Annotated in this window: 10 protein-coding genes; 7 read left to right on the forward strand and 3 right to left on the reverse strand. The window is 58.8% G+C overall.

Going from position 1 to position 12,967, the window contains the following annotated elements; genetic code table 11:
* Window positions 1-602 precede the first annotated feature (602 nt).
* The 5 genes from ACODTY_RS03835 (at window position 603) to ACODTY_RS03855 (ending at window position 6,572) form a co-directional block, all read left to right on the forward strand.
* Window positions 603-2,153: a N,N-dimethylformamidase beta subunit family domain-containing protein gene (locus ACODTY_RS03835; RefSeq protein WP_488992967.1), complete on the forward strand. Its 1,551-nt coding sequence runs from the start codon at window positions 603-605 to the stop codon at window positions 2,151-2,153.
* 142 nt (window positions 2,154-2,295) lie between these two features.
* On the forward strand, window positions 2,296-3,447 hold the full coding sequence (locus tag ACODTY_RS03840; RefSeq protein ID WP_488992968.1) for an ABC transporter substrate-binding protein: 1,152 nt from the start codon (window positions 2,296-2,298) through the stop codon (window positions 3,445-3,447).
* 223 nt (window positions 3,448-3,670) lie between these two features.
* A complete protein-coding gene (locus ACODTY_RS03845; protein ID WP_488992969.1) occupies window positions 3,671-4,627 on the forward strand; it encodes an ABC transporter permease in 957 nt (318 codons plus the stop codon).
* Window positions 4,558-5,442 (forward strand): ABC transporter permease, encoded by an 885-nt coding sequence (locus ACODTY_RS03850; protein WP_488992970.1) that lies wholly within the window; start codon window positions 4,558-4,560, stop codon window positions 5,440-5,442. Before ACODTY_RS03845 ends, ACODTY_RS03850 begins: the two co-directional genes overlap by 70 nt.
* Window positions 5,442-6,572 carry an ABC transporter ATP-binding protein gene (locus ACODTY_RS03855; protein WP_488992971.1) on the forward strand — a complete coding sequence of 377 codons (1,131 nt, stop codon included), beginning with the start codon at window positions 5,442-5,444 and terminating at the stop codon, window positions 6,570-6,572. Before ACODTY_RS03850 ends, ACODTY_RS03855 begins: the two co-directional genes overlap by 1 nt.
* 45 nt (window positions 6,573-6,617) lie before the next feature.
* Here ACODTY_RS03855 and ACODTY_RS03860 read toward each other — a convergent pair whose 3' ends face one another.
* Entirely contained in the window at window positions 6,618-7,322 is a 705-nt protein-coding gene (locus ACODTY_RS03860) for a GntR family transcriptional regulator (protein ID WP_488992972.1), read from the reverse strand.
* Between the two features lie 351 nt (window positions 7,323-7,673).
* Between ACODTY_RS03860 and ACODTY_RS03865 the strand changes: the two genes are divergently transcribed.
* Both ACODTY_RS03865 and ACODTY_RS03870 read left to right on the forward strand, forming a co-directional pair.
* Complete coding sequence (locus ACODTY_RS03865; RefSeq protein ID WP_488992973.1) at window positions 7,674-8,936, forward strand: pyridoxal phosphate-dependent decarboxylase family protein; 1,263 nt, start codon at window positions 7,674-7,676, stop codon at window positions 8,934-8,936.
* A 388-nt stretch (window positions 8,937-9,324) separates the two neighbouring features.
* Entirely contained in the window at window positions 9,325-10,362 is a 1,038-nt protein-coding gene (locus tag ACODTY_RS03870; protein ID WP_488992974.1) for a sugar-binding transcriptional regulator, read from the forward strand.
* A 7-nt stretch (window positions 10,363-10,369) separates the two neighbouring features.
* Here the strand turns inward: ACODTY_RS03870 and ACODTY_RS03875 are convergent, their stop codons facing one another.
* Window positions 10,370-11,914: an FGGY-family carbohydrate kinase gene (locus ACODTY_RS03875; RefSeq protein WP_488992975.1), complete on the reverse strand. Its 1,545-nt coding sequence runs from the start codon at window positions 11,912-11,914 to the stop codon at window positions 10,370-10,372.
* Window positions 11,915-11,966: 52 nt separating this feature from the next.
* Window positions 11,967-12,932, reverse strand: coding sequence for an ABC transporter permease (locus ACODTY_RS03880; protein ID WP_488992976.1), 966 nt, complete (start codon window positions 12,930-12,932; stop codon window positions 11,967-11,969).
* Between the last annotated feature and the right edge of the window lie 35 nt (window positions 12,933-12,967).

Raw genomic sequence — 12,967 nt, forward strand, 5'->3', positions numbered from 1 at the left:
GAAACCCCAATCACAGCTCTTCAGCGCGTCACTCAAACAGCAGATGGTAACGAGGGATTTGGCCGCGCTGCGATCATAGAGAGACTCTGCGAAGCATTGGACGGAAGCTTATGACGTGACATGGGTGAGTCTCTACGTCGAGCAATGGATGTCTTCTCATTTCCTGACGCTTGGGGTGAAATCGCAGATAGCATTGCCAACGGGTACGGGTCTCAGAAATCTGACGTCAGATCTTTTGTAGCTCGGCGACTTCGCCCGCGCATCATGCCCGCAGCACATCTTGCGCCCATCGGAAACCCGCGATCACGATTTCTATCGGTAGAAACAGCGTCCAGCTATTCCTCGGGACGCGACAGAAACGTAGCACAGTATCGATCGGAGGATATCAGATCGGGCTGGGCAGTTCGGCTGATCCGAAATGGCTTTTATCGAACTATCCGTGTTGACGATGTCAATATTGTGATACAATATTTGTAATCGACGGGATTTGAACGACAGATCGCAAACCTGTTTCACCAGTCGAGATGAATACCGGGTCGCCATCGCACCAGCCACGAAGGATAGCTGGCGCGGTCAATCGAACTGTGGCCGGAGTTGAACGCGTGAATGCTTTTGCATGGTGGTCTGAAATGCCCGATGCGTCTCAGACGCGTATCTGGTGCTACACAGACAAGATGACCTATTCGGGCGGCGACACCGTCCAACTGCATGTCTCAGGTGCGTGCAGGTCTTATGCGGTCCGCGTGACGCGCGAAGGCGCGGAGCAGCAGCTTCTTCACTCGGGTTCTGCCGATAATTGCCGATGGACCGAAACGCCGGCGGACTCATATGCGCAAGGCTGCGGCTGGCCTATTCTCTATAGGTTTGAAGTTCCCGAAGGTGCGCCGGCAGGTGCCTATCTTATCGAGGTTATGGGTGAGGGTTGCGCGTTTGCGTACCATCATCTGTTCTTCCTGAAGCAGAACAACTCGGACAAGGCCGGTCGCCTGCTTCTGATCGCGGCAACCAACACCTATGCTGCCTATAACAACTGGGGCGGCGCCAGCCACTATGGCGGGTTGGGCGACGACGGCAGCGAACCCGCCTTCGTCGTCAGTAACCAACGGCCGTGGGGGAGAGGTACCATCTCCCTGCCCGCCGGCTCACCGCGGATTCCGGATTTCCGGCCACGATACAAGGAAGCCGTGCGCTACCCGCACCTGGAATGGGCTCGCGAGCATGGCTACACGCGATCGTTTGCGGCGGCGGGCTGGGCAAATTACGAGCGCATATTCGTCGAATGGGCAGAGCACGAAGGTTTTGTTGTCGACATCGTGTGCCAACACACGCTGCATGACGAACCGGATTGCATGAACGGCTATAGCTGCGTCGCCTGTGTCGGCCACGATGAATACTGGACCTGGGAGATGCGGGACGCCATCGATCGCTACGTCGAGAGCGGTGGCAATGTCGCCCGTTTTGCCGGGAATTTCATGTGGCAAACGCGGCTTGATACGGCCGCTCAACAACAGACCACCTACAAATATTCCGCCCGCGAGATGGACCCGCTTTTCGGTTCCGACCAGCAACGATTTACGACCACATGCTGGGAAGCCAAAGAGGTCGCAAGGCCGGGGTCTCTGACTTTCGGCGTCAACGCAACGCGCGGCATGTATGCCGGCTGGGGTGGCGTTGTTTCGCACGGCCCGCGCGCCTTCACGGTGTACCGGCCTCAGCACTGGATTTTTGCTGGAACAGGCCTCGGCTATGGCGATTCGCTTGGCGCTGAAGGGCGATGCTTCGGCTACGAGGTCGACGGTCTCGACTATGTGATCGAAGGCGGCTTGCCGAGGCCATCCGGCAAGGAAGCCGTACCGGATAATCTGGTCATCGTGGCGCTCGGTCTCTCGACCTCGGTCGAGACGGGTAGCGACACCGATCAGTTGTACATCGGCGATCTGGACGGCGTTTTCCTAACCGACCTCTATGCCGAACTCGATGGCGAAGCAGCGGGAGCGGCAGCGGTGCGCGGCTGCGGGATAATTGTCGAGTTCACCAGAGGCGCAGGAAGGGTCGTCACAATTGGAAGTTGCGAGTGGGTCGCCGGGCTTCTTAGGCAGGATGACGCGGCGCAGCAGGTTACGCGCAACATCCTTACGCGGCTGATGGGATAGTCGGGCAACCGTTCAGTTCGGACGCCTTGCTTCACTGGCGGCGTACCGGCTGAAACCGCGCCGTCATTTTGCAATTGGCCGGTAGCCACATCTGCACCCGAAACCTAAATAGTGATACAATACGGGTTGACCATGAGCGATATTGCCATATTATGTGCTACAAAATGATAAGCGCGGCCCCGTCAGAGGGTCCATAAAAGGGGAACTCAAAATGACGCAATTTCGAAGGCTCCGTTCCGCCCTGCTCCTGTCTGCCCCTCTTTCCCTGCTGGCGATGGGCGTCGCCCAATCGGCGGAGAAGCTGAAGTATTTCGGATATTCCGGAAACGAGAAAAGCGAATTCTACCAACCCTATTTCGACAAATATGGAGAGGTAGAATTTTCGATTTCCGGCTCGTCCGAAGAAATGAAGCAGAAGATCGTCGCCGGCTTCCCGACGGATGTGGTGACGCCCTGTGTCAACCATCAATATCGCATGATGGCAGATAACAACTACCTGCTGCCGATCGACTACAGCAAAATCCCGAACATGAAGAACGTCTTGCCGGTCATGCAGAAGCTCGATCCCTACAAAGCAGCAGATGGAAAATCCTACTACGTGCCGCGCGAGCACGGATCCAACGTCTGGGTATACCTGAAAGACAAGTTTGCGAAGAAACCAACCACTGCGGTGGAGTTCTTCGATGAGTCGCACAAGGACAGAATAGCGCTCCTGTCTCCGGCCGAGGATATTGTATGGCTGGGTGGGCATTTAGCGGGAGTCGATACCTATCAATCGGAAAGGTTCACTCCTGAGCAGCTTGAAAAGTTCAAGCAGGCATTTGCAACAATGCTCTCGAACTCACGGTTGCTCATTTCGTCGAGTGCCGAGGCGGTTCAGGCGCTTGCCGGCGGCGAGGTCGATGCGATCTACACCTACAACGACGGCGCCAGCCTCATGAAGAAGGAAGGCCTGGACGTCGTGGTGCAGATGGACGCGACCGAGGGTTATTTTGCCTGGCAATGCGGCTTGGGCATTCCCAAGAACCATACGGCGCCGCTCGACCAGATCTATGATTACATCAACGCCACGCTCGATACCGACGCCCAGGCAAAACTCCTGAGAGCCAACGGCATGTTCGTGGTCGATGCCGGCGCCTATGCACAGATGTCTCCCGAGGAACTGGACAATCTGGGCCTCGACACCAAGGACCCCACAGCTGCCTTTGCCAATTTCAGTATTCATGCTCCCGGCAATCAGGAAAACCTGGATGATCTGATCAAGATGTGGGAAGCGTTGAAAGCTCAACGCTGACCCCATTTGCCGAGGAACATGGCACCGGATTTTGCGCCAATGCAGCGCGGGCACTGCGGCCCAGAGCATCTGTGCCGCAGGCGTCTGCGCAATATCGGGTAGCAAACTTCTCGACACAGGTGCCGCGAGCACTTTCCGGTGATCGACAACAACCGCTGCAGGGTGCGAACATCTGGCACGGTTGGCGAAACATGCCGCAACCCGGTGCCTGTGGAGGACAGGAATGCAGATAGAAGCAGGGGCAAAGCGAACGCGCCGGGCGGAGACCGCATCGACGCCGGAGACGCGATCCTTCTTGCTGGTCTCGCCTGCCCTGGCGTTCGTACTGCTCTTCCTGGTCGTTCCGTTCGCCGGTTTGGTGGCAGTCAGTTCCGCGCAGTTCGACGGCTTGAATGTCACCTGGCAATTCACGTTGGAACACTACCAGCGCGTGCTGACCGAAAAATCGATCATGAGCAAATCGATCAACGTCTTTGGCCTTTCCTTGCCGCCGGAAATGCCGGTCTACATTGCCCTCATCGTCAAGTCGGTCCTCGTATCCGTTGTCGTGACCGCAGCGACCATACTGATCGGCTATCCTGTGGCAATCTACATGTCGCGATTGCCCGACAACAGGAAGGCCCTCTACCTGTTCATCATCACGCTGCCGTTCTGGACCAGTTATCTGCTGCGCATATTCGCGTGGAAGTTCGTGCTTGGACAAAGCGGGCTGATCAATGGAACACTGATCAAGGCTGGCATCATATCGGCGCCGTTCGAGTTCCTGCTCTACAGCCCAACAGCCGTCACCATCACCTTGGTCCACACATGGGTGACCCTGGCCATCATTCCGATTTTCCTGTCCATCGACAAGATCGACCGCAGTCTTTACGACGCCTCGGCTGATCTCGGCGACAATGCCTGGCGAACCTTTCGGCGTGTTACCCTGCCCTTGTCGCGCCCCGGCGTGCGTTCGGCCGTACTACTGGTTTTCATACCCACGGTTGGGGATTTCGTAGCGCCGTCGCTCATCGGCGGCACGTCCGGCTCCATGGTCGGCAACGCCGTCTTGTCATTCTTCAAGGCCGGCAACTACCCGCCGATGGGATCGGCGCTGATCATGACCAGCCTATGCGCCGTGGTCATCTTGATCCTGCTGTTCAACGCAATGTTCAAGCTCGGCCGCACGGCGAAGGGGTGACTGAAATGGGCAACGTTTCAGGCCTCAAGATCCTGACCAGATCGCTGTTCTTTCTCTTTATCGCGTTCCTCTACGCGCCGTCATTTCTCCTGCCGATATTCTCCTTCAACGACAGCGTGATTGTTGCCTTCCCGCTGCGCGGCTTCACATGGCGCTGGTACTCCGTGCTGTGGGACAACAGCGGCATATGGGACGCGTTGTGGAACAGCATCGTGGTGGCAACTGTGACCTCGGTGGCATCCACTTCCCTGGCCGTTTTGGCCGGCATGGGGCTCTTGTCCGGCAGATTGCGTTGGGCCGGCCAGATCAGCGCCGTCCTGATCACGCCCATGGCGGTTCCGTCCATCATAGTCGGCATCGGCCTGCTGCTCGTATTCCTCAACATATTGGGAATACCCTTGTCGCGGGCCACGGTGGCCATCGGCCATATGCTTATCTGCCTGCCGCTGGCACTGCTGATCATGATCCCGCGCATTGAGGGTTTCGACAAAAGCCTGCTCGATGCATCGCTGGATCTGGGCCGCAGCCGGCTCAACACATTTTTCCATGTGACGGTTCCGATAATCCTGCCCGGTATCGTCGCCAGCCTGCTGATCTGCTTTGTCACCTCATTCGATGAATTCACCATCGCTTTGTTACTCAGCGCAGAGCGGGCGACATTGCCGGTATACATTTTTGGACAGTTGCGCCTCACGTCGCGGTTCCCGGAGCTGCTGGCCTTGAGCAGCTGCGTGATTGCTGCATCGGTAATCATCCTGATCGTGGCACGGCGGCTAGCCGGGCCGGAAGCGTTCGGACTTGGGAAGGGCAAATAGTGCACCCATCAGAAGCATCTTCAGCTCCTATCCTGGTCGCGAGGGATCTTGGCAAAAGCTATGGCTCCTTCGACGCCGTCATCGATGTCGGGCTGGAAGTGAAGCGGGGCGAATTCGTCTCGATCCTCGGTCCCTCCGGCTGCGGCAAGACAACGTTGCTGCGCATGTTGGCAGGGCTCGAGATCCCCTCGACCGGCACCATTCATATCGACGGCGACGACTGCACTGCGGTCGGCGCCAACCGCCGCCCCACCAACATGGTTTTCCAGTCCTACGCGCTCTTCCCCCACCTAAACATCGAAGACAACATTGCCTATGGATTGTACGGCAAGGGCCTCTCGCGGCAGGCGACGACGGATCGGGTCAGCAAGATGCTCGATCTGGTTCGACTGAATGGCCTGAACCTCAGATTTCCGCATCAGCTCTCCGGCGGCCAGCGCCAGCGCGTCGGCCTGGCGCGGGCATTGGCCTGTCAGCCCAAAGTGTTGCTGCTAGACGAGCCCCTTTCCGCGCTTGACAAAGGACTGCGCGAAGCGATGCAGACCGAGTTGCGCAGCATCCAGCGAAGCGTCGGAATCTCGTTCGTGCTGGTCACGCACGATCAGGAAGAAGCGCTTTCGCTGTCCGACCGGGTGATGGTGATGTCGGAAGGGCGCGTCATGCAGTTTGCGGATTCGCTGGCTCTTTACGAACAGCCGGCATCGCTGAAGGTCGCCAAATTTGTTGGCGATATCAATCTTTTGCAGGGTCATGTCACTGAAGTTACCGACCGCAGCGTTGCGGTCGAAGTGGCGGGCGTCGGCCGCATCGTCTCGGCAAAGACGGATCGTGACGTCCGGTCTGGAGACGATGTGGTGATCGGTATCCGCCCGGAAAAGATTTCCGTCGCAAATGGCGGAGCACCAGATGGAAGCACCCACAACCATATAGCCGCGCGCTTCCTGCGTTCCGCCTTCAAGGGCGACCGATATCTTCTTTCGATGGAGATCGGCCAGGATCGAAAAGAATTCCAGATCGTGGTCCAAAACACCGATCCGTCCGCAGTGGCATTTTCCCAAGAGCAAACGGTCGGGCTTTCGTGGCGTCATACCGACACCATGCTCTTCGAAGGAGCGCGGGCCGGCAACTGAGGTTTGCCAACCGCTGCGTAAAAAGCGGCCCCAGCTCGTCTCGGCCTACCGGTCTTTGATCTGGGTGAGAATGTCGTTGAGACTTTCGATGATGTGCTTGCGGAAAGCAGATGCCACATGCACGGCATCGCCGCTTTGGATGGCCATGAGAAGCTCATCATGGTGGCCGGGCTTGAAGCGGGAATCGGTCACCGAGCCCCAGCTGAAGCAGAGGCGCAGTTCACTCAGAAGCGGGTTGTAGGCAGCCTTCAGGCGCGGGCTGCCGGATGCTTCGATGACAGCCATGTGCACCGCAAGGTCAGCCTCAAGCGATACGGCGTTGAAACGATCGTCACCATTGTTGTGCGATTCGACATGGAGCTCCTCGAGCCTGCGAAGCTCATCGATCCTGTGGCCTATCTCCGGCCAGGTTTCCGGAAGGTCCATAGCGCGGCGCGCCGCTTCCGTTTCCAGCAAAAGGCGGACCGCAAAGATGTCCTTCACATCATTGCGCGTCAGTTCCCGCACGCGGTAGCCCGCAAAGCGGCGACTCTCGGTTAGACCTGCTATTTCGAGCTCTCGAAGAGCCGACCGGATGGTATAGCGCCCAGTGCCGTATTTCTCGGTCAGCATGACTTCGCGCAACGGCGTGCCCGGCCGCAACCGGCCAGAGATGATTTCCGCACTCATCTCCCTCGCAACCTTCTTGGAAGCTGCGGCATCTGCCTGTTCGCCTGGCAGGGTTGCGTCCTGGGCCTCGTCGTTTTGCAATTTCCAGTACTCCGCTTGGCCTCTTGCCTGGCAGTGGAGGGGATGGCCCTCAAATTGTTCTATGTCGATCTAAGCCCCACGGCACCCGCCCGCAAGCGCCGCAGCTTGGGAATGGAGATAATATCGGCAGAAATGTATCACAAATGAGCATCGGCGCATAGTTTTTCGTGCAATCGCCTCCGATATCCGCTGATCGCCGTTTTGTAACGGAAACGCGCGCATTTGATTTGACGCATTAGCTTTTCTATCAACAAGAAAGGATACTTCGAGGGGTGAAGTGCCCTTTGGGCAGGGTTGCCTCACCCGCGTAGATGGATTATTGTGATACAAAGATGTTGGAGTGCATATCACATGAACCAGGTCTTTCCCCGGCACGGTTTCGCCCCCGAAGCCGTAAAATCGGAGGTGGCCGGCTTTCTGAAACAGGAGCGCTCTGCGCGTGAAGACGCCTTCAATGTGGCGTGGCCCAACGGGCCGGAAGGCGTTACCGAGCTTGCGCTGGATGTTCAGCGCTCCTTTCGCAACCTGAATGGGTTCTTCACCTCCGCCTCCCCGGCGCTGGGGCATGTGGACGGCGAATTGCGATCCATGATTGCAGAGATACTCAATGCGCCATCCGGGCAATGTGTGACCATCACCGTCGGGGGAACCGAGAGCAATTTCCTCGCCGTCAAGACAGCGCGCGACAAGTTCCGGAGCGAGCGTGGCCTGTCTCGCGAAACCAGGCTCAACATCGTTGTTCCCTACACCGCGCATCCGTCTTTCGATAAACATGCGCAGATGATGGACTTGGATGTCGTACGCGTGGCCGTCGGACCGGATTGGCAAGCCGATGTTCGTGCCATCGAAGCGGCGATGACCGAAAGCACCTTCATGCTCGTGGGTTCCGTTCCCTCCTATACGCATGGTGCCATCGACCCCATCTCCGCCTTGGGCGCCTTGGCGCTCAAGTGCAATGTCTGGCTGCATGTCGATGCGTGCGTGGGAGGGTTTCTCCATCCATTCCTGAAGAAAAGAAACAACCTTCCCGACTTCGATTTTTCCGTGCCGGGCGTTTCGTCGATATCGGCAGACCTGCACAAGTTTGGATACTGCCTCAACGGCATATCTTCCTTCACCCTGCGCGACGTGGCGAACCTCGAACATCAGGCCTATGACACGGACGGCATCTGGCCAACCGGCCGGTATTACCGCAAGACTTTTGTCGGCAGCCGGTCAGGCAGCGTCGTCGGTGCGGCCTGGGCCGTTTTCAAGCATCTCGGTGAAAGCGGCTTCACGGCGATCGCCGAAAAAATCGCACGGGCCTCTGAGGAAATGGCGCAAGGTTTGGCGCAGATCGATGGATTGACGCTCAACGTCGCGCCGCACTGCGGTGTCTTGAGCGCGGCAGTCGATCCCTCGATTTCAATCGCCACGCTGGTCAGCGAAATCCAGAAGCGGGGCTTCCAGGTAGGCCGCGCCGCCGATCCGCCGAGCCTGCATTTCCTGCTCGATCCAGTCGAGGACGACAGATTGGTCAGTGATTATGTAGCGGCCGTATCCGATGCAATGCAGGCTGTCAGGCGCGGTCTCGCCCGCGAAGTTGCAGACGGCGGTCATGTCTATGGTGCGTAGTCAGTTTCGCACACATTACTGAATTCTTGGCTGTCTGGTCCACGCGCGATTGTTTGCCCGTCAAATGACACGTGAGAAAGCCCGTTGCCTTGGGGTGACCATTAAATCCATCAGAATGAACGGCATAGGGCCGAACCCAGGTCAACCAGGTTTCAGGGCACCGCTGTCCTTGACGATACGAAGGTACCGCAAATCCTCAGTGCGCAGGTTCCGACAGGTGTCAAAATCGGAAGGACCGAACGCGGTTTTAACGCCAACTACTCCATCAGGGTAGTCATCCGGTCTATCCAGCATCCAAGGCTATCACCCTGCGCCCAGGATAACCGGTTGACAGAACGGGCCTAATTTCGGATCAGACGTTGTCCCGTCGAAATTCCCGGATAAGCCAATGCAAAGTCCGCTGTCGGTGCTCATGTCGGTAGCGCCAGAGATGGCGGAGTTGGTCGAGCGACGCTACACCGTACTGCGTGCGGTCGCGGCAGGCGAACCGGTCGGCCGCCGCATCCTGTCCGACCGTCTGGGCTGGTCCGAGCGCATTACCAGGTCTGAAGTCGAGATTTTGCGCGAGATCGGGCTGACCGAGTTGGGCGGGTCTGGCGTGTCATTATCTGCAGCCGGCCGCCAAATCCTTGCCGATCTTGCACAGATCGTTTCGGAGCTTCAGCAATTGCGCAGCCTACAGCGCAGGCTGGCGGCGGAATTTTCCTTGCGGCGGGTGTTCATCGTTCCAGGCGATTCCGAAACAGAGGTGGTTGCACGCGATGCCTTGGCGCGCGCGGCCGGCGAGGCCATTCTGGAAGTCCTTGGTCACGAAGATGTGGTTGCGGTGAGCGGCGGGTCCACATTGGCCGACGTGGCGCGGCATCTTTTCAGCCACAAGGACTACCCTGGCGTGACCATAGCGCCGACCGGCGGCGGCTTGGGAGATGCGCTGGAGACGGAGGCCAACACTGTCGTTGCCCAGTTTGCCCGGGCGCTCGGCGCAAAGTACCGCCTGTTGCATCTGCCAAGCGACCTCGGCGAACAATCGGTCAGCATCCTGCTCGATGCGCAACCCGCCATCCGCGAGATTTTCGATTTCATCCGTTCTGCGACCATCGTGGTGCAAGGGGTCGGGACGCTGAAAAGCGTTGCCGCACGCCGTCGGTTTTCCGCCGCACGCATCAAGACCCTTGAGCAGCGTGGCGCCGTCAGCGAATCCCTCGGCTACTTCTTCGATATCAAAGGTAAGGTTGTGGAAGCAGCGGGGGGTGTTGGAATGCGGCTGGAAGATCTAAGTCATGCCGCCCATGTAATCGCAGTTGGCGGCGGCACGTCAAAAGCAGCCGCGATAAGATCACTTCTCAGCACTGGTTTGCAGCACGTTCTGGTCACCGACGAAGCGACGGCGCGCGCCATTCTCTCCGACGAGAGCGCATCCCGCTGAACTGCCTTCAACATGCTGACGCGGACGCCAGTTCGATATGCCGGCAATACTGCCGGTAATGTTCGCCGTAGCGTTCGCTCTCGCGCGGCTCGTAGTCAGTATAGCCGAGGCTGGCGGGCACGACCCACCTGGCTGCTTTCGCTGCGGAAATGGCGGCCCCCCGGGCTGAACCCAGCACAGTCGAGTTGGCCCGGATCGTTTGACCCATGACATCTGCATAAATCTGCATGATGGCAGGGAACCTGGCCATGCCCCCGGTTATGCGTATCTCGTCGATGGGCCCGGCCTGGCGATGGAGGTCATAAGCATAGCGCATGCCCATCGCTCCCGCTTCCAGCATTGCCCGGTAGATTTCGACCGGCGTGGTTGTCGTCTTGATATTGGCAACAATGCCGCCAAGGTCCGCTCGCCCCAGAGGCGTCCTGCAGCCGCTCCACCAGTCCATCACCTGGATCGGGCTTGGGCTGGCCGAGCCTTCCAGTTCATCGACAAGTTTTTCAAGAATTGCCGCGGGGCTGGAACTGCCGCCAAACGCCAGCATCCTCGATAGCCAAGCCAGCATATCGCCGCTGGCCGCCTGGCCGGTGCAGTAGTCGTATAGCCCGTCCACGGCACCGCCATAGACAAGGCTTTCGATCCCCGCCACCGGCGTCGGCTTTGCCGACAGGCTCATATGGCAGGTCGACGTCCCCGCGGCGGCCACCAAAATGCCGGGCGTATCGACATCCGAACCCGGCACGGCCGCCTCGGCATCAACCATGGCAACGCCCACAAGTGCTGTTGCGCCGATGCCTGTCACTTCCTGCCAGTGTCGCGTCAGCGGACCCGCGGACGTGCCAAGCGGATGGGGCGGCGCAAGCTTGTCGAGCCAACTTCCGAGCCCAGGCTGTATCGCTTCGAGGCTGTCCTCTTCCGGATAACCGCCGAAATCCGGCTGCCAATGGTTCTTGCATCCGGCATGGCTGGCCGAGCGCGTTTCGCTGCCCGTGAGTTGCCACACGATCCAGTCACCGGCGTCGATCCAGCGTTCCGTCGCTTCCCATAGCGCGGGGTCATCGGCCATCGTCTGCCAGGCTTTTGCAAGAGACCATTCGGAACTCGTCTGGTTGTTGTATCGCTCCAGAAAGCGAGGGCGGGTTGCCGCAATCCGCTTTGCATAGTGATCCGCAGCATGATGCTTCCAAAGCTTGGCGAAGGCGTGCGGCCGACCTGCAAAGGCTGGCGTGTGCAGAAGCGGAGTGCCATCGCGCAATGCCGGAAGTATGGTGCACGATGTGGCCGAAACACCAATCGCGCGAAGCTCGAAACGGCGGTCTGCCGCGGCATGTGACGCCCAGATCAGCAACTTTTCCGCTGCACCAACAAAGTCGGCAGGGTCCTGAATTGCCGAATTTGGCGCAAGATCCATCTCCGGTGCAGTCGTCTCGTCATGGAAGCCGTTCTTATACGCCACCGTGTGCTCTGCGACGACGCCGCCCGTGCTCAGGTCGATCATGACGACACGGGCAGAACCCGTGCCGAAATCAAGGCCGAGCGTCGCTGCGCCTGTCATCGTGTCACCGCAAGCGTTGCCCTGGACCCGGAAAAGATTGGGTACGCGCACCTCATTTGAACATTGCCGTAACACTAGGCATCCGCACCGCCCCCTTGGAGGCAGCGACGGTGATGGCGCCGATCATGATGACGCCCATCGCGATGTCCTGAATGTAGTAGGGCCAACCCAACAGATTGAAGCCGTTGCGAAGCACGCCGATGATGAGGGCACCGACGACAGTGCCGCGCAGGTTCGCCTGCCCAAGGGAGAAAGCGGTCATGCCCAGGAATACGGCGGCAAGACCGTCCATGAGAAAATGATCGCCAGCCGCGGGCTGGCCCGAGCCGAGGCGCGAGGCCATGATGACGCCGGCCAATCCGGCACAGGCTCCGCAGAACACCAGAGCGAAGATCTTGTTCCAACGGACTGAAATGCCGGCGAGCCGGGCAACGTCCTTGTTGTCGCCGATTGTGTAAAGGTGCCGACCGGTCGCCGAGCGCTCAAGCAGAATGTAGGAGATGACGACGATTGCCAGCATGATGAGGATCGGAACGGGGATTCCTAACAGGGAACCTCGACCCAAAACCGCGAAGCCCTCCGGCAATCCTCCGTAGACCGCCTGCCCCTTGGTGTACCATTGGTTCAGACCCGTAACGACGGAGATCATCCCTAAAGTGGCGATAAGGCTAGGCAGCCCGACAACTGCCACCAGAATACCGTTGAGCAGGCCCACTACCGCACCCGCCGCGATGCCGGCCGCAACCGCCGGCCCGACATCGGTGCCCAGATGGGCAAGCAGCCCGGTGGTCAGGACCCCCGCAAGGCCGGCGACCGCACCCACCGAAAGGTCAAACTCGCCAGACGCCACCACGACTGTGAGACCACTTGCGACCACAACCAGCATGGATAGCTGCACCAGCACGGTCGACAAATTGCTGACGGTCAAAAAGCGCGGCGTTGTCACAGCAAGCAGAACGCAGATCACGAGCAACGCCAGCAATGTGCCGTACCGACGAAGCCCTTCGGCCAAGCTCATTTTTGCCGCATGTTGGTTCCGCTGCGAGCCCTTAT

The organism is Mesorhizobium sp. FG116, assembly GCF_057809835.1.

Coding starts and splice junctions, on each gene's coding strand:
- ACODTY_RS03875 (WP_488992975.1), bottom strand. CDS start 11,914: ATGACAGGCGCAGCGACGCTCGGCCTTGATTTCGGCACGGGTTCTGCC.
- ACODTY_RS03870 (WP_488992974.1), top strand. CDS start 9,325: ATGCAAAGTCCGCTGTCGGTGCTCATGTCGGTAGCGCCAGAGATGGCG.
- ACODTY_RS03880 (WP_488992976.1), bottom strand. CDS start 12,932: ATGAGCTTGGCCGAAGGGCTTCGTCGGTACGGCACATTGCTGGCGTTG.
- ACODTY_RS03850 (WP_488992970.1), top strand. CDS start 4,558: ATGCGCCGTGGTCATCTTGATCCTGCTGTTCAACGCAATGTTCAAGCT.
- ACODTY_RS03865 (WP_488992973.1), top strand. CDS start 7,674: ATGAACCAGGTCTTTCCCCGGCACGGTTTCGCCCCCGAAGCCGTAAAA.
- ACODTY_RS03845 (WP_488992969.1), top strand. CDS start 3,671: ATGCAGATAGAAGCAGGGGCAAAGCGAACGCGCCGGGCGGAGACCGCA.